The sequence below is a fragment of the Mycolicibacterium sp. XJ870 genome, assembly GCF_053483975.1.
On sequence record NZ_JBEFTI010000001.1, the window covers coordinates 1008420 to 1030308 of the forward strand.

Genomic DNA, 21889 nt, shown 5'->3' on the forward strand with positions numbered 1-21889 from the left:
TAGCCTGCACGAGCAGACGCGGAATCGCATGAAACCGCACCCGGTAATGCGATTCTCTGTCTGCTCGCGCAAGGAAAAGTCAGCGCAAGAACGTGTCGGCATTGTTGGCCAGATCCAGTAGGGGCTGCGGTAGGGCGCCGAGGGCGAAGGTGACTGCCGCGGTGATGGTGACGACGGCGGTGGTCAGCCCGCTGGGCACCACCACCTCAGGTGCATCTTCGGGTGGCTCGGTGAAGAACATCAACACGATCACCCGCACGTAGAAGTAGGCTGCGACGGCACTGGCGATCACGCCGACGATCACCAGCGGGATCGCCCCGCCTTCACCGGCGGCCTTGAACACCGCGAACTTGCCGACGAATCCACTGGTCAACGGGATGCCGGCGAACGCAAGCAGGAACAGGGAAAACACCACGCCGACAATCGGATAGCGCCGTCCCAGCCCGGCCCACTGAGCCATGGCCGTCTCCTCGTCGCCGGCCGCATTGCGGACCAGTCCGACGACCGCGAACGCGCCAAGGGTGCTGAACCCGTACGCGAACAGGTAGAACAGGGTCGAGGAGACACCGGCCGGGTTCGCGGCGATCACACCGGTGAGGATGAACCCCGTATGTGCCACCGCCGAATAGGCCAGCATCCGCTTGACGTCGCTCTGGGTGACCGCGGTGACGGTGCCGACCACCATCGTCAGGATCGCGATCGCCCACAGCACCGGTCGCCAGTCGTCCCGCAACTGCGGCAGCGCGACGTAGAAGATGCGCAACATGGCGCCGAACGCGGCGATCTTGGTGGCCGCGGCCATGAACGCGGTGATCGCGGTGGGTGCACCCTGATAGACGTCGGGAATCCATGAATGGAACGGCACCGCACCGACTTTGAACAGCACCCCGACCAGCAGTAGGCCAACACCGATCAACGCCAGCGGGGTGTTTCCCGCGCTGGATGCGACCGCGTCGGCGATGCCGGCGAGGCCCAACGTGCCCGAGTAGCCGTACAGGAGCGCGGCGCCGTAAAGGAAGAATGCCGACGAGAATGCGCCCAGCAGGAAGTATTTCAGCGCCGCTTCCTGCGAAAGCATCCGCCGCCGACGGGCGAGCCCGCACAACAGGTACAGCGGAAGTGACAGCACTTCCAAGGCGATGAACATGGTCAGCAGGTCGTCGGCCGCGCCGAACAGCAGCATCCCGCCGATCGCGAACATGGTCAGCGGGAAGACCTCGGTCTGCATCACGCCGGTCTTCGTCGCCAACTGCTCGGTGACGCTTCCGGCCACGGCGGAGGCTTGCGGCGTGAAACCGTCCAAACCGCGTGCACCGTCGACCGGTTCGTCAACCTTCTGCCGTTCGGCGATCAGCATGATGCCCAGAATCCCGATCAGCGCGATGGTGCCTTGCAGAAACAGCGCAGGCGCGTCGAGCACGACCGCGCCAAGCACCGCGGTCCGGCCGGGCGTGCCGTGCAGGTCGCGGGCGAGCAGAACGACGGCCACCACGGCGGCGATCAGACCACCGAGCGCGATGGTCACCTGGGCGGCGTAGCGGCTCTTCCGTGGCGCGAACGCCTCGATCAGCACGCCGAGGACCGCCACCCCGAACACGATCAGCATGGGGGAGAGCAGGCCGTATTCGATGCTGGGTGTGACCATCAGCGGGCCCCCTCTGCGATGGTCGGCGGCACACTGGGCTCCGGATCGGTCTGGCCGATGGTGGTAAGGGTGTGCTCGACGGCGGGATTGATCACGTCGAGCGCAGGTTTGGGATAGATGCCCAACACCAGCAGCAGCGCGATCAACGGGGCCACCACCGCGAGTTCACGAGGCCGCAGATCACGCAGGGGGCCCACACCGTCGGGGTCTTCGCGCGCCGGGCCGGTCATCATGCGCTGGTAGGTCCACAGGATGTAGACCGCCGAGAGCACCAAAGCCGTTGCGGCGAACACCGCCAGCACCGGATAGCGGGTGAATGTGCCGATGAGGACCAGGAATTCGCTGATGAACGGTGCCAGACCCGGTAGCGACAAGGTGGCCAGGCCGGCGACCAGGAAGGTGCCGGCCAGTACCGGGGCGACCTTCTGTACGCCGCCATAGGCATCGATCAGCCTGGTGCCGCGCTGCGACACCAGGAATCCGGCGATGAGGAACAGCGCCGCCGTGGAGATTCCGTGGTTGATCATGTACAGCGTCGACCCCGACTGCCCCTGGCTGGTCATCACGAAGATGCCCAGGATGATGAACCCGAAGTGCGATATCGAGGTGTAGGCGATCAGCCGCATCACATCGGTCTGCCCGATCGCCAGGACGGCGCCGTACACGATGCCGATGACGGCCAGCGTGACGATCACCGGCCGGAAATACGTTGACGCGTCAGGGAACAGCTGCAGGCAGTAACGCAGCATGCCGAAGGTGCCGACCTTGTCCATGATTGCCATCATCAGCACCGCGCTGGCCGGGGTGGCCTCCACGGCGGCGCCGGGCAACCAGCTGTGAAACGGCCACAGAGGTGCCTTGACGGCAAACGCGAACATGAAGCCGAGGAACAGGAAGTTCACCACCGCGGGGTTGATCACCAGTTCGCCCGACGACACCGCGGCGACAATCGCGCGGAAATCGAACGTGCCACCGTCGAATGCGTCGCTGCTTGCGGTCACCACGTAGAGCCCGATCACCGCGGCCAGCATGACCAGCCCGCCGAACAGGTTGTACAGCAGGAACTTCACGGCCGCTCTAGACCGATTCGCACCGCCGAATCCGCCGATGAGGAAGTACATCGGGATGAGCATCGCCTCGAAGAACACGTAGAACAGCAACACGTCCAGTGCCACGAGCGACATGAACACCATGCCCTCGACGGCCAGCGTGAGGGCCAGATACGCCTGCACCGACCGGCCGGCCAACCCGGACTGGCGGGCCGCGTCGTTCCAGCCGGCGACGATCAGCAGCGGTACGAGAACCGCGGTGAGCGCGATCAGAGCCAGGGCGATGCCGTCGACCCCGAGGATGTACCCGGTGCCGAAAGACGGGATCCAGCGGTGGGATTCGACGAACTGGTACGGCTCGCCGGCCGGGTCGAACGCGACGATGATCACCGCCGTCAGCCCCAACGCGGCCACCGACACGGCGAGCGCCAGCCATTTCGCCAGCACGCGTTGTGCGGCGGGCAGCAGCATCACCACGACGGCGCCCAAGGTCGGTGTCGCCCACAGTGCCGTCAACCACGGGAACGAACTCACCACAGTCGCACCGCCAGGATTGCCGCGACCACCAGCGCCGTCCCGGCGAGCATGGACAGCGCATACGACCGGGCGAAGCCGGTCTGCAACTGCCGCAATCCGTCTGACGTTCGGCTCACCAGCGCGGCCAGCCCGCTGGCGGTACCGTCCACGCCCTTGTCGTCGACCGTCACCAACGCCGCGGTCAAAGTCTGGCCACCCCGCATGAACACCGCCTCGTTGAACGCGTCACCGTAGAGATCCCTCCGCGCCGCATCCGTCAATGCCGACCCGTCCGGAACGTCGACCGGTACGGCCCGCTGCGCATACATCCGGTAGGCCAACGCGATGCCGACTGCGACCACCGAGAGCACCACGATGGTGACCACCCAGACCGGCACCGCATGATGCGCCTCGTGGGTGCCGACGACCGGTTCGAGCCAGTGCGACAGCGTGCCGCCGATCGCCAGCGCACCGCCCGACACCACCGAGCCGATGGCCAGCAGTATCATCGGCCAGGTCATCACGGCCGGTGCCTCGTGGGGGTGAGAGTCTGGGTCCCAGCGTTTTTCGCCGAAGAACGTCATCAACATCACCCGCGTCATATAGAACGCGGTGATTCCGGCCCCCAGAATCGCTGCGCCACCGAGGATCACGCCGCGCACCCCACCTGCGCCCAACGCCGCCTCGATGATGCCGTCCTTGGAGAAGAACCCGGCCAGTGGCGGCACGCCGATGATCGCGAGATAGCCCAGGCCGAAGGTGGCGAAGGTGATCGGCAGCGCCTTGCGCAGACCGCCGTAGCGGCGCATGTTGACCTCGTCGTCCATGGCATGCATGACCGACCCGGCGCCTAGGAACAGGCCCGCCTTGAAGAAGCCGTGGGTCAGCAGGTGCATGATCGCGAAGGCGTACCCGGCCGGCCCCAGCCCGGCGGCCAACACCATGTACCCGATCTGGCTCATGGTCGACGCGGCGAGGGCCTTCTTGATGTCGTCCTTGGCGCAACCGATGATCGCGCCGAACAGCAGCGTCACCGCCCCGACGATCACCACACCGGTCTGAGCGGTAGGGGCCAGATCGAAGATCGGTCCCGACCGCACGATGAGGTAGACGCCTGCGGTCACCATGGTGGCGGCGTGGATGAGTGCCGACACCGGTGTCGGACCCTCCATGGCGTCGCCCAGCCAGGATTGCAGCGGCACCTGAGCTGACTTGCCGCACGCCCCGAGCAGCAGGAGCAGGCCGATGGCGGTCAGCGTGCCTTCGCTGAGCCCGGGGGCGGCGGAGAAGACGCCCGCGAACGAGATCGAACCGATGGTGGCGAACATGATCATCAGCGCGATGGCCAAACCCATATCACCGACGCGGTTGACGATGAACGCCTTTTTGGCTGCGGTGGCCGCCGAGGGTTTGTGCGACCAGAAGCCAATGAGCAGATACGACGCCAGGCCGACGCCCTCCCACCCTGCGTACAGGCCGAGGTAGTTGTCGGCGAGCACCAGCAGCAGCATCGCTGCCAGAAACAAATTGAGGTACGCGAAGAACTTTCGTCGTTCCGGGTCTTCGGCCATGTACCCGACCGAGTAGATGTGGATCAGCGAGCCGACCCCGGTGATCAACAGGACGAAGCACATCGACAGTTGGTCGAGTTGCAGACCGAAGTCGACCTGCAGTCCACCCACCGGCACCCAGGAGAACAAGTTCTCGTGGATCGCCCGGTCCTCGCCGGGGCGGCCCAGCATGTCGACGAACAACAACGCGCCGACGACGAACGACGCGAGCGACGCCGCGCAGCCCAGCAGGTGCCCCCACCGGTCGGCCCGTCGCCCGGCCAGCAGCAGTATCGCCGCACCCGTGACCGGCAGGTCGATCAGCAACCATATTGGAAGTGACATGGCGCCCTTAATGTTTCAGCAGGCTGGCGTCGTCGACCGAGGCCGAACGGCGGGTGCGGAAGATGGTCATGATGATGGCCAGGCCGACAACCACCTCGCAAGCAGCCACCACCATGGTGAAGAAGGCCACCACCTGACCGTCGAGATGGCCGTGCATGCGGGAGAACGTGACAAAGGCGAGGTTGCAGGCGTTGAGCATCAACTCGACGCACATGAACATGACGATGGCGTTGCGCCGCAACAACACTCCAGCCGCACCGATGGTGAACAGCAGTGCCGAAAGGTAGAGGTAATTGTCGGGGTTCACTCCTCGTCTCCCTCCGTCCTCCCGTTGGCCCCGACCGTGCGCTGCGGCAGGATTGCGCTCACCGACAGTACGGAGTCCGAACCGTCGGGCAGCCGGGCCGGGATGTCGACGGCGTTATGTCGGGCATACACACCGGGGCTGGGCAGCGGTGTCGGATGGCCGCCCTGCTGGAACCGTTCGACCGCCAGCTCGCGTTGGGTTTTGCGGCGCTCGAATCGTTCCCGGTGTGCCAGAACCATCGCCCCGAGCGCGGCCGTGATCAGCAGCGTGCTGGTCAACTCGAACGCCCACAGGTAGCGCGTGAAGATCAGCGCCGCCAAACCTTCCACGTTGCCCCCGCTGTTGGCTTCGGCCAGCCCGGTGAATCCGGCGACCGAGACATTGCCGATTCCGGCGATCAGCAACACTCCGAAGCCGACACCGGCGGCCAGCGTGGCGATGCGTTGCCCCCGAATCGTTTCCACCAACGACTCGGACAGGTCGACACCGATGAGCATCAACACGAAGAGGAACAACATCATCACCGCACCGGTGTAGACCACCACCTGCACCACTCCCAGGAACACCGCGTCCTGGGCGATGTAGAGCACCGCGAGTGCGATCATCGTATTGGCCAGAAACACCGCCGAGTAGACGGCTTTCTGTGCGGCCACCACGCCGATGGCGCCGACCACCGCGACCGTCCCGAGAATCCAGAACAACACCGCTTCGGATGTCGACGTGCGGGCCAGACCTTCAGCGGCCAGCAGTACCGGTTCCGAAGTCACGGGACATCCTCGGTGATCGGGGAAATTTTGCCCAGGTAGTAATCATCGTCAGTGCTGCCCGGTGCCATCTCGTGCGGCGGCGCCTGCATGCCCGGTTGCATTGGGGCCAACAGTTTGTCCTTGCCCCAGATCAGATCGGCACGGTTGTCGTCGGCCATCTCGTAGTCGTTTGTCATCGTGAGCGCGCGGGTCGGGCAGGCCTCGATGCACAAGCCGCAGCCGATGCAGCGTAGGTAGTTGATCTGGTACACCCGGCCGTACCGTTCCCCGGGCGAAAAGCGTTCTCCAGGACGGTTGTCATCGCCCTCGACGTAGATCGCGTCGGCGGGGCAGGCCCAGGCGCACAGCTCACAGCCGATGCATTTCTCCAGCCCGTCGGGATAGCGGTTGAGTTGGTGTCGGCCGTGGTAGCGCGGCGCGACCGGTCCCGGCTTTTCTGGATACCCTTCGGTGATCGGCTTTTTGAACATCGAGCCCAAGGTGACGGTGAATCCGGCCAGCGCCTCGAGGAACTTAGGCATCTTAGACATCGATAGTCTCCTTTCCCGCATTCGGCAGCGGCGGTATCGGATACGCTCCGGTACTCTGCTCCGGCGCCGGTTGAACGGTTCTGCCTTTGAAGGCTTTCCACAATGCCCAGGCGAGCACGAAGACCACGATGGCGGCCGTCGTCACCAGGGCGGTCGCCCAGTGGTGGAAGCCGTGCTCGCGCAGGCTGTGTGTGGTGGCGACGACCATGATCCAGGCCAGCGACACCGGGATGAGGACCTTCCATCCCAGCGCCATGAACTGGTCGTAACGCAGCCGTGGCAGTGTCGCGCGCAGCCAGATGTAGAGGAACATGAATCCCCACACCTTGGCGGTGAACCACAACAGCGGCCACCATCCGCTGTTGGCGCCCTCGATCAGGTTGAACGGGAACGGTGCATGCCATCCGCCGAGGAACATCGTGGTGGCCAGCGCCGAGACCGTGGTCATGTTGACGTATTCGGCGAGCATGAACATCGCGAACTTCAGTGACGAGTACTCGGTGTGGAAGCCGCCGACGAGCTCACCTTCGGCCTCGGGCAGATCGAAAGGCGCACGGTTGGTTTCACCCACCATCGAGATCACGTACACCACAAATGACGGCAGCAGCAGAAAGATGAACCATGTGCTGTCCTGGGCCGCGACGATGCCCGAGGTGGACATGGTGCCCGCGTACAGGAATACCGCGGCGAACGACAACGCCATCGCGACCTCGTAGGAGATCACCTGTGCGCTGGACCGCAGCCCGCCGAGCAGGGGATAGGTGGACCCCGACGCCCAGCCGGCAAGCACGATGCCGTACACGCCGATCGAGGTGACCGCCAGGATGTACAGCACGGCCACGGAGAGATCCGTCAACTGCAGCGGGGTGCGATGTCCGAACACCGACACCGCGCCGCCCATCGGGATCACCGCGAACGCCATGAACGCCGGGATCACTGCGATGATCGGGGCCAGCAGGTAAATGGGCTTGTCCACCCCGACGGGGGTGAGGCCTTCTTTGAGAGCCAGTTTGACGCCGTCGGCCAGCGACTGCAGCAGGCCCCAGGGGCCGACGCGGTTGGGGCCGGGCCGCATCTGCATGCGTCCCAACACCTTACGTTCGATCAGGATCGCCGCCAGCACGGTCAACAGCAGGAACACGAAGATCGCGAGCGCCTTGGCCAGGATCAGCCACCACGGGTCGTGGCCGAACAGCGTCGGGTCGGGGTGCGTCACGAGGACACCCCGATCGACACCAGCGCGCCGGCGGTCACACCGAGTTGGCGATGCACCGCCGAGCCGGGAGAGTTCATCGGCAGCCACACCAGCCGGTCGGCCATGTCGGTGACGGCCAGCGGCAGGGTGATCGCCCCGCGCTCCGTGCGGACCGTCACCGGATCACCGGCGGCCGCACCGATTTCGGCGGCGGTGCCGGCCGACAGTCGCGCCACCGGTGACTGGGCGGTGCCCGCCAGATATGGTTCACCGTCCTGAAGCCGACCGGCGTCGAGAAGCATGCGCCAGCTGGCGAGCACAGCTTGACCGGGGCCGGGGTCTGCCTGCGGGGCTGGGCCCACCGCCGGTTCGGGGGCACGCGTCCCGGTCCACGTACCGAGCCGCGCGAGCTCGGCGTCGGCGGCTTCGGCGGTCGGCAGGCCGAGATCGATGCCGATCTCATCGGCCAGATAGTGCAGGACCCGCAGGTCCGGTATGGCGTTGGTCTGCAGTGCGGCCTTGAATGGCCGGAACCTGCTCTCCCAGTTGAGGAATGCGCCGGACTTCTCCACGACCGGCGCGACCGGGAAGACCACGTCGGCCAGTTCGGTGACCGCGCTCTCGCGCAACTCCAAGCTGACCACGAACGGTGCCGTGCGTAGTGCAGCCACGGCGAGATCCGGGTCGGGCAGGTCGGCGACATCGACCCCGCCGACGAGCAGCGCGGCCAGCGCACCGTCGGCGGCCGCGCCCAGGATTGCGGCGGTGCCGCGGCCGGGTGACTCGGGTAGTTCGCCGACGTTCCACAGCTGGGCGATCTGCGCGCGGGCCGCCGCGTCGCCGGCCGGCCGGCCACCGGGCAGCAGATTCGGCAGGGTGCCGGCCTCCAGAGCTCCGCGCTCGCCGGCTCGACGCGGAATCCACGACAACCGGGCGCCGGTCGCGGCGGCCAGCCGGATGGCCGCTGAGAGCCCACCGACAGACGTGGCCAGCCGTTCACCGACGAGGATCACAGCGCCGGGTCGGCGCAGCCGTTCATCGTCGCCCAACCCGTCGAGCACGGCGGCTTCCGAACCGGGGGCCGCAGGGATCAGGGTTCCGGCCATCTTCGTCAGACCGCGACTGGCGAACGGTGCCACCGAAAGAACCTGCACGCCGTTCTTGCGGGCGCTCTTGCGCAATCGCAGGAACACGATCGGGGATTCCTCTTCGGGTTCGAACCCGACCAGCAGCACAGTCGGCGCGTGTTCGAGCTCGGCGTAGCGCAGCGTCATCGATTGTCCGGCGATATGAGCGGCGAGGAAGTCCGCTTCCTCCGCCGAGTGCGGGCGGGCGCGGAAGTCGATGTCGTTGGTGTTCAGCACCATTCGGGAGAACTTCGAGTACGCGTAGGCGTCCTGCACGGTGCACCGGCCGCCGACCAACACCCCGGTGTTGCCGGCTGCGGCCAGCAGACCGGCGCCGGCCATGCCCAGTGCCTCGGACCACGAGGCCGGGCGCAGCGAGCCGTCGTCGTCGTCGCGCAGCAGCGGGGTGGTGATCCGGTCGCCGACGGTCGCGTAGGTGAAGGCCCAGCGGCCCTTGTCGCAGTTCCACTCCTCGTTGACCTCGGGGTCGTCACCGGCCAACCGTCGCATGACTTTTCCGCGACGGTGGTCGGTGCGCTGTGCGCATCCGGACGCGCAGTGCTCGCAGACGCTGGGGCTGGACACCAGGTCGAACGGGCGGGCCCGGAACCGGTAGGCCGTACCGGTCAGTGCCCCGACGGGACAGATCTGAACGGTGTTGCCGGAAAAGTAGGACTGGAACGGCTCGCCCGGCGCGATGCCGACCTGTTGCAGCGCACCGCGTTCCAGCAGCTCGATGAACGGGTCGCCGGCGATCTGCGCGGAGAACCGGGTGCATCGCGCGCACAGCACACAGCGTTCGCGATCCAGAAGCACCTGGGTGGAGATGTTGATCGGTTTGGGAAACGTCCGTTTGACGTCCTCGAACCGAGTTTCCGGGCGCCCGTTGGACATTGCCTGATTCTGCAGTGGGCATTCGCCGCCCTTGTCGCAGACCGGGCAGTCCAGTGGATGATTGATCAGCAGCAGCTCCATCACACCGCGCTGCGCCTTGTCGGCGGCTTCGGAGCTGAACTGCGTGCGCACCACCATGTCCGGCGTGACCGTGGTGGTACACGAGGCCATCGGCTTGCGCTGACCCTCGACCTCGACCAGGCACTGCCGGCACGCGCCGACCGGGTCCAGCAGCGGATGGTCGCAGAACCGGGGAATCTGAACGCCCATCAGTTCAGCGGCGCGGATCACCAATGTGCCTTTGGGCACGGCGATCTGGTCGCCGTCGATGGTGAGCGACACCATCTCCACCGGCGGGGTGTCCTTGGTCGGTTCGGCCAGCGTCATCGACGTGCCCCCTTTCCCGCAATGAACATCTACACACCAGCCCCTTCGGCTGCCATCAGCGTCGAAGCGTGCGGGTCGAATGGACACCCGCCCTCCAGGTGCGCCACGTACTCGTCGCGGAAGTACTTGATGGAAGATATGATCGGGCTGGCGGCGCCGTCGCCCAACGCGCAGAACGACTTACCGAAGATGGTGTCGGAGATATCAAGCAGCTTGTCGATGTCCGCCTCACTGGCTCCACCGATTCCCCGGTCGCTGCGCTCCTGCCCGCCGTAGCCCGTTTCCAGGCGGGCGTAGATCTGGGCCAGCCAGTACGTGCCCTCCCGGCACGGTGTGCACTTGCCGCAGGACTCGTGCGCGTAGAACTGCGTCCAGCGCCGCACCGCCCGCACCACACAGGTGGTTTCGTCGAAGATCTGCAGCGCCTTGGTTCCCAGCATGGAGCCGACCGAGGCCATGCCCTCGTAATCCAGTGGCACATCGAGGTGTTCGCCGGTCAGCAGCGGGGTCGACGACCCGCCTGGTGTCCAGAACTTCAGCGTGTGGCCGGTGCGTACCCCGCCTGCGTAGCCGAGGAGTTCGCGCAGCGTGATGCCGAGCGGCGCCTCGTACTGGCCAGGCCGGTTGACATGCCCGGACAACGAATACAACGTGAAACCAGGGGATTTCTCCGACCCCATCGACCGGAACCAGTCGACCCCGTTGAGCAGGATCGGCGGGACGCTGGCGATCGATTCGACGTTGTTGACCACGGTCGGGCACGCATACAGGCCTGCGACGGCCGGAAACGGCGGGCGCAGCCGAGGCTGACCGCGCCTGCCTTCGAGCGAATCCAGCAGCGCGGTCTCCTCGCCGCAGATGTAGGCGCCCGCACCCGCATGCACGGTCAACTCCAAATCCAGTCCCGAGTTCATGATGTTCGAACCCAGATACCCGGCCTGGTAGGCCTCGGCGACCGCGGCTTGCAGCCGCCGCAGCACCGGTACCACCTCGCCACGGACATAGATGAACGCGTGCTTGGCGCGAATTGCGTAGGCGGCGATGATCACCCCCTCGATGAGGAAGTGCGGTGTGGTCAACATCAGCGGAATGTCTTTGCAGGTACCCGGTTCGGACTCATCGGCGTTAACCACCAGATAATGCGGCTTGGCGCCGGCACCCTCGTCACCCTGCGGGATGAACGACCACTTGGTGCCCGTGGGGAAGCCTGCGCCACCACGACCCCGCAGGCCCGAATCCTTCACCAGCGCAATCACGTCGTCCGGGGGCATCGTCAGCGCCCGCTGCAGGGCCCGATATCCGTCGTGGCGGCGGTAGGTGTCCAGCGACCACGGTTCCGGTTCGTCCCAGAACCGGCTCAGTACCGGTGTCAGTGGCGTCATGAGCGCGAATCCGTTGCATCCGGGTCGGTTTCGACGGTGTTCGGTTTCGGTGGCACCGTCGCCGAAGGCCCGGGAGCCGGGGCGTTCTGCGTCGACTCCGCCGCGGCCTGTGTGTCCGTGAGCGCTTCCCCGGAAGGGTGCTCGCGTCCGCGGTCGGGACCTCCCATGCCCCGCTCGCGCGCCACCCGCAGTCCCGCGAGCGTGGCGTCGCCGGGAACGCCGCCCGGCGCGCGCGGATCACCCAACCCTGCCAGGGTGCGCGCGGTCTCCCGGAAGGTGCACAACGGCGCCCCGCGGGTGGGCGCCGGGAGATCGCCCGTGCGCAGGCCATCGACCAGATCCCGTGCCGACGACGGCGTTTGGTTGTCGTAGAACTCCCAGTTGACCATCACCACCGGGGCGTAGTCACATGCCGCGTTGCACTCGATGTGTTCGAGCGTGACGCGCGCCTCCCCATGGTCGGAGTCGGTGGTCTGGCCCGCACGAATACCCAGATGATCCTGCAATCCCTCCAGAATCGCGTCGCCACCCATCACCGCGCACAGCGTATTGGTGCACACCCCGACGAGATAATCCCCCGTCGGGGTACGCCGGTACATCGAATAGAAGGTGGCCACCGCAGTCACCTCAGCCTCGGCCAAATCCAGTTGTGTTGCACAGAAGCTGATTCCAGCTGGAGTCAGACACCCGCTCTCGGACTGCACCAGGTGCAGCAACGACAGCAGCGCCGAGCGGGCGTCCGGGTAGCGCGCGATGATCTGCGCGGCATCCGCACGCAGACGGGCCGTCACCTCCGCGGGATATGCCGCGGGCCCGTTGATCGGCGGGCCCGCTTCGTCGGGGCGTTGCCCCAGTTCCAGGAAAACTTCCGTCACCGTGGCTGTCTCCTCTTCGCGCGAGCGCTCATCAGCCGTCTCTTCTTCGCGCGAGCGCTCATCAGCGATCAACACCGCCCATGACCGGGTCAATCGACGCCACCGCCGCAATCGCGTCGGCAACCATGCCGCCTTCGCACATCGCCGCCACCGCTTGCAGATTGGTGAACGACGGATCCCGGTAGTGCACCCGGTAGGGCCGGGTGCCGCCGTCGGACACCATGTGTACCCCGAGTTCGCCGCGCGGTGATTCCACCGCCACGTACACCTGCCCGGCTGGCACCCGGATGCCCTCGGTGACGAGTTTGAAGTGGTGGATCAACCCCTCCATCGAGCGGCCCATGATCTTGGCGATGTGCTCGGGCGAGTTGCCCAGACCGTCCGGACCCAGCTTGAGGTCGGCCGGCCAGGCAAGTTTCTTGTCGCTGATCATCACCGGGCCCGGCTCGAGCCTGTCGACGCACTGTTCGACGATCTTCAGTGACTCCCGCATCTCTTTGACCCGGATCAGGTACCGGCCGTAAGAGTCGCAGCGGTCATCGGTGATCACGTCGAATTCGTAGTTCTCATAACCACAGTAGGGCTCGGACTTGCGCAGATCGTGGGGGAGGCCGGTGGATCGCAGTATTGGTCCCGTGAGACCCAGCGCGATGCAGCCGGTGAGATCCAGGTAGCCGACGCCGACCGTGCGGGCCTTCCAGATGTAGTTCTCGTTGAGCAGATTCTCCAAGTCGCGCAACCGTTTCGGAAGCAGCTCGAGCAGGGCGCGGAGTTGCGGGACCGCATCGTCGGGCAGATCGGCGGCCAACCCACCCGGGCGGATGTAGGCGTGGTTCATCCGCAGCCCGGTGATCGACTCGAAAACCCGCAGGATTTCCTCGCGTTCGCGGAACCCATAGAACATGGCCGACATCGCACCCAGTTCCATCCCACCGGTGGCCAGGGCCACCAGATGCGATGAGATCCGGTTGAGCTCCATCAGCATCACCCGGATGACGCTGGCGCGCTCAGGGATGTCGTCGGTGATCCCGAGCAGCTTCTCCACCCCGAGGCAGTACGCGGTCTCGTTGAAAAACGGTGACAGATAATCCATTCGGGTGACGAACGTGACACCCTGGGTCCAGTTGCGGTATTCCAGGTTCTTCTCGATGCCGGTGTGCAGATAGCCGATGCCACAACGAGCTTCGGTGATGATCTCGCCTTCGATCTCCAGGATCAGCCGCAGCACGCCGTGGGTCGACGGGTGTTGCGGGCCCATGTTGACCACGATTCGTTCGCCGGCCTGGGCGGCGGCAGTGGACCGCGCCGCCGCCACCACCTCGTCCCAGTCCGCACCGCCGACGACGACGACGCGTTCACCGCCGTCGGGCGGGATGGTCGATGCGCTCATCAGTTGTAGGACCTCCGCTGATCGGGCGGTGGGATCTGGGCGCCGTGGTACTCCACCGGAATACCGCCCAGCGGATAGTCTTTGCGCTGCGGATGGCCCACCCAGTCGTCGGGCATCTCGATGCGGGTCAACGCGGGGTGCCCGTCGAACACGATGCCGAAGAAGTCGTAGGTCTCCCGTTCGTGCCAGTCGGTGGTCGGATAGATCGCATACAGCGAGGGGATGTGTGGATCAGCGTCGGATGCGGCGACCTCCAGCTGGATCCGACGATTGTGGGTGATCGACATCAGCGGGTACACCGCGTGCAGTTCACGGTCGGTGTCGTCGGGGTAGTGCACGCCGCTCACCCCGAGACACAGCTCGAAACGCAGCTCGGGATCGTCGCGCAGCACGCTGGCCACCGCGGGCAGTTGTACGCGGCTCACCTCCAGGGTGAGCTGGTCGCGGTAGACGATCACGCGCTCGATGGAAACGGCGTAGCGTTCCTCGCCCAGGACCTCGGCGAGCCGGTCGACCACCTCGTCGAAATACTTGCCATAGGGGCGAGGTGAGCTGCCCGGCAATGCCACCGGGTGCACCAGGCGGCCATAGCCGGAGGTGTCGCCGGTACCTGCCGCGCCGAACATGCCGCGGCGCACCCCGATCACCTCGGGCGTCTCCCCGATGCCGTTCGCGGTCCCGTTGGATTCGCTCACCGCAGCAGCCCCTTGAGCTCGATGGTCGGGGTGACGGACAGTGCGGCTTGTTCGGCTTCGCGGACGGCCTCCTCGCGGTTCACCCCGAGCGGCATCTGCTGAATCTTGTCGTGCAGCTTGAGGATTGCGTGCAACAGCATCTCCGGGCGGGGCGGGCATCCCGGCAGGTAGATGTCAACAGGGACGACATGGTCGACCCCCTGGACCACCGCATAGTTGTTGAACATGCCGCCCGAGGATGCACAGACACCCATCGCCAGCACCCACTTCGGTTCGGCCATCTGGTCGTAGATCTGTCGCAGCACCGGCGCCATCTTCTGGCTGACCCGGCCGGCGACGATCATCAGATCGGCCTGCCGCGGAGTGGCCGAGAACCGCTCCATGCCGAATCGGGCGATGTCGAAGCGTGGGCCGGCCGTCGACATCATCTCGATTGCGCAGCAGGCCAGGCCGAACGTTGCGGGCCACAAAGAGCCCTTACGCACGTATCCGGCGACCGTCTCCACCGTCGACAGCAGGATCCCGCCCGGCAGACGTTCCTCTAGTCCCAATTCAAGCCCCCTCGCCGCCAGACATACGCGTACGCCACGAACACCGCGAGCATGAACAGCAGCATCTCCACCAGTGCGAACAAGCCCAGGCTGTCGAATGCCACCGCCCACGGGTAAAGGAAGACGATCTCGATGTCGAAGACGATGAACAACATCGCCGTCAGGTAGTACCGCATCGGCATGCGCTGGCCGGTGGCGCCGGCGGCCGATGGCGGCATGGGTTCGATACCGCATTCGTACGCTTCGAGTTTGGCGCGGTTGTAGCGCCTCGGGCCGATGACGAGGGCGATCCCCACCGATACCACGGCGAAGGCGGCCGCGATCGCCCCGAGAACAAGAATGGGCGTGTACAAATCCATACCGCGCGGCGCTCCCTCGCTGGGCTGTCGATGTGAGCTAACCCACAGCCTAGCGAGCTTTGCGGTCTGCGCCACTCGTTTTGGTTAGTATCGTTTCGTAACGGGGCAGCGCGCGGCTGCGGCTACAGCCGTGCCAGAACGATCAACGGCTGCAGGACAATTCGCGGCAGGCTACCGGACCGGCGTGCGCAGCAGCGACACCACGGCGTCGCCCAGCCGGATCGGATCGATCGGGTGCGGAACGGCGGCCTCGGCACGCGACCACTTGGCCAGCCAGGCATCGTCTGGGCGCCCGGTGAGGACCAGGATCGGCGGGCAATCGTCGATCTCGTCCTTGAGTTGCTTGGCGATACCCATGCCGCCGGCCGGCGCGGCCTCGCCGTCGAGGATCGCCAGGTCGAATCCACCGGCGTCCATCAGGGAAATGACCATCGGCGCGGTGGCCACCTCGACGTAGGTGAGGTCCGGCAAATCGGGGTGGATACGTTTGCCCAGCGCGAATCGCACCTGCTCGCGGGTGCGCGGATTGTCGCTGTACACCAGGATGCGCAACGGCGCGGGGCCGGCCATGCCGCCGATGCTACTGCGTGAACCCTGAGCGCTCGGTTAACTCGCCGAATTCTGTTGCGCGTCAGGCGCGGACGAATACCAGATCGGCCGACAGGGCAGCCGAAGGCCCCACCATGCCGAGCATGTTGCCCGATACGCCGAATTCGCCCCGGTCGACGGTGCACCGGCCGGACACCTGCAGGGCCCCGTCGTCGAGAACTTGCACGCTGACCGGCAATTCGACGGGCCGGGTGACGCCGCGGACGGTCACAGTGGTCCGCAATCGAGCCTCGGGGTCTCCGGCGGGCTCAGCGCCATTGACGTCCACGACGATTTCGGGGTGATTGTCGATGTCGAAGAAGTCCGCGGATCGCAGGTGTTCGTCGCGCTTGCGGATCCCGGTCTGCAGCGACGCCGCACGGATGACCAGCCGACCCGTCACCCCGCCGTCCACCGTGCCTTGACCGCCGAACTCGGTGAACCGGCCGGTCACCGTCGCCAACCCCCACATCGTCTTGTTCCGGAAGGTCACCGAGGACCGGTCGGGGGCCAGGGTCCAGTTGCCTGCGCTTGCGCTCAGGACGTCCTGCAGCGTCGTCATGTTGCCTCCGTATTCATCTCAGCTGAGCAGCGGTGCGATGTCCTTCGGGTCGAAGTACTCGTCGATACGGGTGATCAGGCCGTCGGCGCCCACCTTGATGACGATGCATACCCGCAGTGCGATCGATGCTCCGTCGCTGCCGGTCGCGTGCACGACATGCTGCTGCACGAAACCGCCGTCGAACACCTGTCGGTCCAGCACCTGGTAGCGGCGCTCGGTGGTGGCGCTGATGAACCAGTCGATGACCCGCAGCGCGCGGGCCCGTTCGTTGTCCTTGGGGTCCCCGGAATGCCAGACCGTGACGTCGTCGGCCCACAGCGCAGCCACCGTCGCGCCGTCGCTGCGCTCGATCGCGTCGAACAATCGGTCGGCCAGCGTGTCGATGACTTCAGCGTCGGCAACGGGCATCGGTTCGCCTTCCTCGGGTTGACCTCAAGTGTGCTTGAGGATGAAGGCTGGGTGCATGGACACCACACCAGCTCTCTCCCTGTTCGATGAAGCCTACGAGTCCCGCACCGCGCCGTGGGTGATCGGCGAGCCTCAACCGGCGATCGTCGACCTGGAACGCGGCGGTTCGATCCACGGCAAGGTGCTCGACGTCGGCTGCGGCACCGGAGAACACACCATGCTGTTGACCCGGCTCGGCTATGACGTGCTCGGCATCGATTTCTCGCCGCATGCCATCGCCCAGGCCCGCGAGAACGCAGCTCAGCGCGGGATCGACGCTCGATTCGCCGTCGCGGACGCGATGGCACTCGGCGCGGGCGCGCGCTACGACGCCATCGTCGACAGTGCGCTGTTCCACATCTTCGACGATGCCGACCGGGGCAGGTATGTCGCAAGCCTGCACGCCGCGTGTGCACCCGGCGGGATCGTGCACGTGCTGGCCCTCTCGGACGCCGGGCGCGGGTTCGGACCGGAGGTCAGCGAGGACGACATACGGCAGGCCTTCGCCGACGGCTGGGTGCTGGAGGCGCTGGACACCACCACCTACCGCGGTGTGGTCGGGCCGGCGCAGGCCGAGGCGGTCGGCTTGCCGGTCGGTTCCCGCGTCGACGAGCCGGCCTGGCTGGCGCGCGCCCGCCGGCGTTGACCTACGGCTGGTCATAGCCGGGATGGGCGGCCGCCAAGCGCCGACGTACCAGCGCCCGCAGACACGCCGTCACGGCGTCGGGGCGGTCGTCGAGCTCGCCGGCGCGGATGGCCTGCGCAAGCGCGGCTTCGTCGTCGTAGCCGAGGTCAGCCAAGGCGGCGGTGGCTGTGGCCGGGGAGTCGGCCGTCAGCTCCCGCTCGACCATGCGCAGCGCGTTGGCCGCCACCCGGGCATGGAAGTTGACGGCCCCGCCGGTGTTGTCGCGGACTTCGGTGTCGAGGAACTCGGCGACTGCCGCGACCAGCTCCGCCGCCGTCGGCCGACCGTAGAGACTGTTCACGACGGGCTCCCCTCCAGCAGGTCGAGCAGATCCCACTCCGTTTCGCAGACCCGTCGTCCGATCGTCGCCAATTCCACCGACCTGGTCTGCCCGCTCAGGTGACGCTGTGCCTGGTAACGGCAGATGACGCCCCAGCGCAGCGTCGCGAGCGCCAGCCACCAGCGGATCGCGGCGCGGTCGAGCCTCATCCCACCGGCGTCTTCATAGGCGGTCAGGAAGGTCTCGATACTGCCCAGCCCGCCCGCGCCCAGGTTCTGCGGTGCGCCGAACCGCCACGCGCGGATGCAGAACCACGCCAGGTCCTCGTACACCTCGCCGATGTGCACCAGTTCCCAGTCCAGCACCGCGGCCAGCTCGGAGCCGTCGACGATGAGGTTGCCCATCCGGAAGTCGCCGTGTACCAACCGATGCGGGGAAGGGGGTGGGCGGTTCGCGGCCAGCCACCGAAATGTCCACTCGAAAGTTGCTGTGGTGTCGCCCATCTCATCGAGCTGGCTGCGCCACTGGCTCAGCTGGTCCTGCTCACCCAGGTCAGGGTGATCGGGCGGGTCCGCGCGGTGGATGGCGGCCAGAGCCTGTGCGCATTGGGTGAGCAGGTTCGCCCGGCCGGCGTCGTCGAGTTGGCGCTGGATGCGCCGCACGATGGTCTCGCCGCTGATGAAGTCGCACACCAAGAACGGATTGCCCAGTGCGGCGGGCGAATTGTCGGCGACGAGGACGTGGGGGACAGGCGCACCGGCGGCGGCGGCGGCACGCTGCGCGCCGGCCTCCAACTCCATCCCCGCATGCACCTCGTCGGGCGGCCCGGTGCGCAGGATCAGCTTGCGCGTGCGCGAGTCCGTGTGTGCATCGAACGACCACGTCGTGCGGCTGGCGCCGCCGGTCAGTTCCCGCAGGTTCTCGACGACCACATCGGCGCCCAGGACCGGAGCCAGCACATTCGCCAACGCCGCGGCGTCGGTCACTTCGTGGCCTTGCCGAAACCGAACAGCCGCTGTGCAACCCGGCGCATCTGGATCTCTTCGGCACCTTCGGTGATGCGGTAGCGGCGATGGTGGCGGTAGATGTGTTCGAACGGCTCATGCCGGCTGTAGCCGATGCCGCCGTGCACCTGCATCGCGCGGTCGGCGGCCTCGCACACCAGACGGTTGGCGCGGTAGTTGGCCATCGATACCTTGTCGGACACCTCCATGTGGTGGTTGCGGTCGAGTTCGGAGGCGGCGAAACGCACCAGCAGCCGGACCATCTGAGCCTCGGTCTGTAGCTCCACCAGCGGCCACTGGACGGCCTGGTTGACCGCCAACGGCTTGCCGAACACCACACGCTCTCGGGCGTAGTCAACGGCGCGGTCGATACAGTACTGCGCAGCGCCCAGACTGCTGGCGGCCTGCCGAATCCGGTTCTCGTGCAGGAAGGTTTGACCCACCTCCAGCCCCCGGTCCACCTCACCGAGCACCGCGTCGGTGGGCACCCGGACATCCGTGAGCTCGACCTCGCCGTGGTCGGTGGGCATGTTGAAGGTCCACCAGTAGAACGGGACATTGAAGCCGGGGGCGTCGGTGGGCACCAGGAACGCGGTGATTCCGCGGGCCTGACCGGGCTCGCCGGACGTGCGGGCGAAGATCAGATCGTGGGTGGCGCGGTGCACCCCGGTGTTCCATCGCTTGGTGCCGTTGATGATCCAGCCATCACCGTCGGCGACGGCCGTGGTTTCCAGCCAGGTGGCGTCCGATCCGTGCCCGGGCTCGGTGAGCCCGAATGCCATCGAGCGCTCACCGGTGAGCATCGCCTCGACCCAGTCCTTCTTCTGGGCCTCGGTGCCGAACCGGTCCATCATGATGACCTGAGGGAAATTTCCGACGATCGACGACTCGTCCTGCAGATCGTTGTGCAGGCCAAGGCCCCTGTGCGCCAAGTGTTCGCGGATGACCGCCATATCCAGGTTGCTGCCGTCGCGGCCGCCGAACCGGGCGGGCAGCCCGTACCGCAGCCAACCTGCTGCGTCGGCGCGTCGGCGCATCTCGTCGAGCAGATCCTCCCACGCCCGGGCCGGGATGCCGTCGTTCTCCCAGTCGGTGCGGGCATACTCGCGGCGCTGGTCGAAATACTGCATGTGTTCGCGTTCCAGCGGCTTGATCTCGGCTTCGATGAACGCGTCCATCTCGGCCAGCAATCCTGGGAGGTGTTCTGGCAAAGCGAAATCCACGATGATCTCTCTTTCTGCGGCTAGAAGCCGTACAGGGTTTTCTTCCAGATTGTCGACAGTGTGGTGATGGCGTCGCGGTCGCTGAGCTCAATACCGAGGCCGGAGTTACCCACGAACACCGTGGTGAAGTTCTCGAACAGCAACGCAATGGCCGCCGCTACGGGCTGCGGGTCCAAGTCCTGGGCATGGCCCTGCTCCTGTGCGCGGTGCACCGAGGCGGTGACGATATCCATGCCGAACCGGCGAAATTGGTTCTGCACGTCGGCGAACCGCTGCTGGGTGGCCGCCAGTTGCGCGACCGCGATCATGATGCCGATGTTCTGCTTGAAGATGTTCCAATAGCCCGTGACCACGGAGGTGAAGAACTCGGTGTCCGCCGGCGATTCGGGCAGGTGCAGATTCAGCCCCGACGGCGCGACGACATCGTGGAGGAACGATTCGGCCAGCGCCGCGAGCAGATCCTCTTTGTCGTCGAAATAGCGGTAGAACACCGCCGGGCTCTTACCCGCTGCCGAGGTGATGTCTGCGAGCGTGGTCCCGTGAAAGCCGCGTTCGGCGAACAGCTTTCGCGCGGCGAGCTCGATGGCCGACCGGGTCTGCCGGCCTTTCGAGCTCAGTTCAGCCATCGTCGACTCAGCTCAGGATCCGGTCGCCGGCCCGCAACAACGCGCTGGGCAGGTCATGGCCGACTGCCTGTCGCGCAACCTGGGCGGCGGCGATCGCCGCGGTAAGGTCGACATCGATGTGGATATCGCTGTCGCGCAGCAGATAAACAAGATCTTCGGTGGCGATGTTGCCGCTGGCGCCGGGTGCGAACGGGCAACCGCCCAGGCCGCCGATCGAGGCGTCGAGCCGGGTGATCCCGGCCTGTACCGCGGCGTACGCACTGGCCAAACCGGCGCCGCGGGTGTTGTGGAAGTGCGCGCCCAGCGGCAGGTCACCGATCAGTGGGCGTACCTGCTCGATCAGCGCCGTCACCCGGCGCGGTGTGGTGGTGCCGATCGTGTCGGCGATGGCCAGCCGATCGACACCGGATCGTACTGCGGCCGAGACGATGTCGAGAACCCGCTGTGGGTTCGTGGGTCCGTCGAACGGGCAGTCCCAGGCGGTGGCGATGATGACTTCGACGGAGGTGTTGCTGTCATGGGCGATGGCCACGATCTCGGAGATCTGCGCGGTGGCTTCGGCGCTGGAACGCCCCACGTTGGCACGGCTGTGGCGCTCCGATGCCGAGACCACGTACTCGATGGATCCCAACCCCGCTGCGATGGCTCGTTTGGCGCCGTTCGGGCTGGCCACCAGAGCGGAGAACTCCACGTCGGGAAACGAGGCCAAGGCTGCCGCAAGTTCGGGCGCGTCGGCGAGCGCCGGAACCTTCGACGGCGACACGAACGCCGTAGCCTCCACCTCCCGCACTCCGGTGGCGACGATGGCCGCAAGGATTTCGAGCTTGGCAGACAACGGGATCGGGTCCTCGATCTGCAGTCCGTCGCGCAGGCAAACCTCGCGGATGTCGACGTGGGCAGGCAGGTTCAT

23 protein-coding genes are annotated in these 21889 nt (G+C 66.2%); 1 reads left to right on the forward strand and 22 read right to left on the reverse strand.

From position 1 onward, the window contains the following. Positions 1-79: 79 nt before the first annotated feature. From nuoN to ABQF30_RS05185, 17 genes are all read right to left on the reverse strand, one after another. The gene (gene nuoN, locus ABQF30_RS05105) at positions 80-1645 is read right to left on the reverse strand and encodes an NADH-quinone oxidoreductase subunit NuoN (protein WP_448461621.1); all 1566 of its coding nucleotides are present in this window, start codon (positions 1643-1645) and stop codon (positions 80-82) included. After that, positions 1645-3231, reverse strand: coding sequence for an NADH-quinone oxidoreductase subunit M (locus ABQF30_RS05110; protein WP_448461623.1), 1587 nt, complete (start codon positions 3229-3231; stop codon positions 1645-1647). Before ABQF30_RS05110 ends, nuoN begins: the two co-directional genes overlap by 1 nt. Then, positions 3225-5105 (reverse strand): NADH-quinone oxidoreductase subunit L, encoded by a 1881-nt coding sequence (gene nuoL, locus ABQF30_RS05115; protein WP_448461625.1) that lies wholly within the window; start codon positions 5103-5105, stop codon positions 3225-3227. The genes ABQF30_RS05110 and nuoL overlap by 7 nt, the downstream gene beginning before the upstream one ends. A 7-nt stretch (positions 5106-5112) precedes the next feature. Next, positions 5113-5412 carry an NADH-quinone oxidoreductase subunit NuoK gene (gene nuoK, locus ABQF30_RS05120; RefSeq protein ID WP_448461627.1) on the reverse strand — a complete coding sequence of 100 codons (300 nt, stop codon included), beginning with the start codon at positions 5410-5412 and terminating at the stop codon, positions 5113-5115. After that, positions 5409-6179 carry an NADH-quinone oxidoreductase subunit J gene (locus ABQF30_RS05125; protein WP_448461629.1) on the reverse strand — a complete coding sequence of 257 codons (771 nt, stop codon included), beginning with the start codon at positions 6177-6179 and terminating at the stop codon, positions 5409-5411. Before ABQF30_RS05125 ends, nuoK begins: the two co-directional genes overlap by 4 nt. Beyond that, positions 6176-6700 carry an NADH-quinone oxidoreductase subunit NuoI gene (nuoI, locus tag ABQF30_RS05130; protein ID WP_448463466.1) on the reverse strand — a complete coding sequence of 175 codons (525 nt, stop codon included), beginning with the start codon at positions 6698-6700 and terminating at the stop codon, positions 6176-6178. The genes ABQF30_RS05125 and nuoI overlap by 4 nt, the downstream gene beginning before the upstream one ends. A 1-nt stretch (position 6701) precedes the next feature. Further along, the gene (gene nuoH, locus ABQF30_RS05135; protein WP_448461631.1) at positions 6702-7925 is read right to left on the reverse strand and encodes an NADH-quinone oxidoreductase subunit NuoH; all 1224 of its coding nucleotides are present in this window, start codon (positions 7923-7925) and stop codon (positions 6702-6704) included. Further along, positions 7922-10312, reverse strand: a complete 2391-nt coding sequence (locus ABQF30_RS05140) for an NADH-quinone oxidoreductase subunit G (RefSeq protein ID WP_448461633.1) — start codon at positions 10310-10312, stop codon at positions 7922-7924. The genes nuoH and ABQF30_RS05140 overlap by 4 nt, the downstream gene beginning before the upstream one ends. 29 nt (positions 10313-10341) lie before the next feature. After that, positions 10342-11694, reverse strand: a complete 1353-nt coding sequence (nuoF, locus tag ABQF30_RS05145) for an NADH-quinone oxidoreductase subunit NuoF (RefSeq protein ID WP_448461635.1) — start codon at positions 11692-11694, stop codon at positions 10342-10344. Beyond that, positions 11691-12569, reverse strand: a complete 879-nt coding sequence (gene nuoE, locus ABQF30_RS05150; protein ID WP_448463468.1) for an NADH-quinone oxidoreductase subunit NuoE — start codon at positions 12567-12569, stop codon at positions 11691-11693. Before nuoE ends, nuoF begins: the two co-directional genes overlap by 4 nt. 61 nt (positions 12570-12630) lie before the next feature. Next, positions 12631-13959 (reverse strand): NADH dehydrogenase (quinone) subunit D, encoded by a 1329-nt coding sequence (gene nuoD / locus ABQF30_RS05155; protein ID WP_448461637.1) that lies wholly within the window; start codon positions 13957-13959, stop codon positions 12631-12633. Continuing rightward, a complete protein-coding gene (locus tag ABQF30_RS05160) occupies positions 13959-14654 on the reverse strand; it encodes an NADH-quinone oxidoreductase subunit C (RefSeq protein WP_448461639.1) in 696 nt (231 codons plus the stop codon). Before ABQF30_RS05160 ends, nuoD begins: the two co-directional genes overlap by 1 nt. Continuing rightward, a complete protein-coding gene (locus ABQF30_RS05165; RefSeq protein WP_317157610.1) occupies positions 14651-15205 on the reverse strand; it encodes a NuoB/complex I 20 kDa subunit family protein in 555 nt (184 codons plus the stop codon). The genes ABQF30_RS05160 and ABQF30_RS05165 overlap by 4 nt, the downstream gene beginning before the upstream one ends. Beyond that, positions 15196-15564, reverse strand: coding sequence for an NADH-quinone oxidoreductase subunit A (locus ABQF30_RS05170; RefSeq protein WP_448461641.1), 369 nt, complete (start codon positions 15562-15564; stop codon positions 15196-15198). Before ABQF30_RS05170 ends, ABQF30_RS05165 begins: the two co-directional genes overlap by 10 nt. A gap of 171 nt (positions 15565-15735) precedes the next feature. Then, positions 15736-16134, reverse strand: coding sequence for an Rv3143 family two-component system response regulator (locus ABQF30_RS05175; RefSeq protein WP_448461643.1), 399 nt, complete (start codon positions 16132-16134; stop codon positions 15736-15738). Between the two features lie 61 nt (positions 16135-16195). Further along, positions 16196-16714, reverse strand: coding sequence for a YceI family protein (locus ABQF30_RS05180; RefSeq protein ID WP_448461645.1), 519 nt, complete (start codon positions 16712-16714; stop codon positions 16196-16198). An 18-nt stretch (positions 16715-16732) separates the two neighbouring features. Then, entirely contained in the window at positions 16733-17122 is a 390-nt protein-coding gene (locus ABQF30_RS05185) for a nuclear transport factor 2 family protein (protein ID WP_448461646.1), read from the reverse strand. 55 nt (positions 17123-17177) lie between these two features. Here ABQF30_RS05185 and ABQF30_RS05190 point away from each other — a divergent pair, with 55 nt between their 5' ends. Then, entirely contained in the window at positions 17178-17807 is a 630-nt protein-coding gene (locus tag ABQF30_RS05190) for a class I SAM-dependent methyltransferase (RefSeq protein ID WP_448461648.1), read from the forward strand. 1 nt (position 17808) lies between these two features. Here the strand turns inward: ABQF30_RS05190 and ABQF30_RS05195 are convergent, their stop codons facing one another. The 5 genes from ABQF30_RS05195 to ABQF30_RS05215 are packed head-to-tail and all read right to left on the reverse strand — an operon-like array spanning position 17809 to position 21889. Further along, positions 17809-18147 (reverse strand): DUF6285 domain-containing protein, encoded by a 339-nt coding sequence (locus tag ABQF30_RS05195; RefSeq protein WP_448461649.1) that lies wholly within the window; start codon positions 18145-18147, stop codon positions 17809-17811. Continuing rightward, on the reverse strand, positions 18144-19112 hold the full coding sequence (locus ABQF30_RS05200) for a phosphotransferase family protein (RefSeq protein ID WP_448461651.1): 969 nt from the start codon (positions 19110-19112) through the stop codon (positions 18144-18146). The genes ABQF30_RS05195 and ABQF30_RS05200 overlap by 4 nt, the downstream gene beginning before the upstream one ends. Next, positions 19109-20353 (reverse strand): acyl-CoA dehydrogenase family protein, encoded by a 1245-nt coding sequence (locus tag ABQF30_RS05205; RefSeq protein ID WP_448461654.1) that lies wholly within the window; start codon positions 20351-20353, stop codon positions 19109-19111. The genes ABQF30_RS05200 and ABQF30_RS05205 overlap by 4 nt, the downstream gene beginning before the upstream one ends. A gap of 20 nt (positions 20354-20373) precedes the next feature. Continuing rightward, positions 20374-20979: a TetR/AcrR family transcriptional regulator gene (locus ABQF30_RS05210; protein WP_448461656.1), complete on the reverse strand. Its 606-nt coding sequence runs from the start codon at positions 20977-20979 to the stop codon at positions 20374-20376. A 7-nt stretch (positions 20980-20986) separates the two neighbouring features. Beyond that, positions 20987-21889 (reverse strand): hydroxymethylglutaryl-CoA lyase, encoded by a 903-nt coding sequence (locus tag ABQF30_RS05215; protein WP_448461657.1) that lies wholly within the window; start codon positions 21887-21889, stop codon positions 20987-20989.

Excerpts from the sequence above, each read along its gene's own strand:
- nuoN (WP_448461621.1), bottom strand. The coding sequence starts at position 1,645 with ATGGTCACACCCAGCATCGAATACGGCCTGCTCTCCCCCATGCTGATC.
- nuoL (WP_448461625.1), bottom strand. The coding sequence starts at position 5,105 with ATGTCACTTCCAATATGGTTGCTGATCGACCTGCCGGTCACGGGTGCG.
- nuoI (WP_448463466.1), bottom strand. The coding sequence starts at position 6,700 with ATGCCTAAGTTCCTCGAGGCGCTGGCCGGATTCACCGTCACCTTGGGC.
- ABQF30_RS05140 (WP_448461633.1), bottom strand. The coding sequence starts at position 10,312 with ATGACGCTGGCCGAACCGACCAAGGACACCCCGCCGGTGGAGATGGTG.
- nuoF (WP_448461635.1), bottom strand. The coding sequence starts at position 11,694 with ATGACGCCACTGACACCGGTACTGAGCCGGTTCTGGGACGAACCGGAA.
- nuoD (WP_448461637.1), bottom strand. The coding sequence starts at position 13,959 with ATGAGCGCATCGACCATCCCGCCCGACGGCGGTGAACGCGTCGTCGTC.
- ABQF30_RS05170 (WP_448461641.1), bottom strand. The coding sequence starts at position 15,564 with ATGGATTTGTACACGCCCATTCTTGTTCTCGGGGCGATCGCGGCCGCC.
- ABQF30_RS05175 (WP_448461643.1), bottom strand. The coding sequence starts at position 16,134 with ATGGCCGGCCCCGCGCCGTTGCGCATCCTGGTGTACAGCGACAATCCG.
- ABQF30_RS05180 (WP_448461645.1), bottom strand. The coding sequence starts at position 16,714 with ATGACGACGCTGCAGGACGTCCTGAGCGCAAGCGCAGGCAACTGGACC.
- ABQF30_RS05185 (WP_448461646.1), bottom strand. The coding sequence starts at position 17,122 with ATGCCCGTTGCCGACGCTGAAGTCATCGACACGCTGGCCGACCGATTG.
- ABQF30_RS05190 (WP_448461648.1), top strand. The coding sequence starts at position 17,178 with ATGGACACCACACCAGCTCTCTCCCTGTTCGATGAAGCCTACGAGTCC.
- ABQF30_RS05210 (WP_448461656.1), bottom strand. The coding sequence starts at position 20,979 with ATGGCTGAACTGAGCTCGAAAGGCCGGCAGACCCGGTCGGCCATCGAG.
- ABQF30_RS05215 (WP_448461657.1), bottom strand. The coding sequence starts at position 21,889 with ATGAACCTGCCTGCCCACGTCGACATCCGCGAGGTTTGCCTGCGCGAC.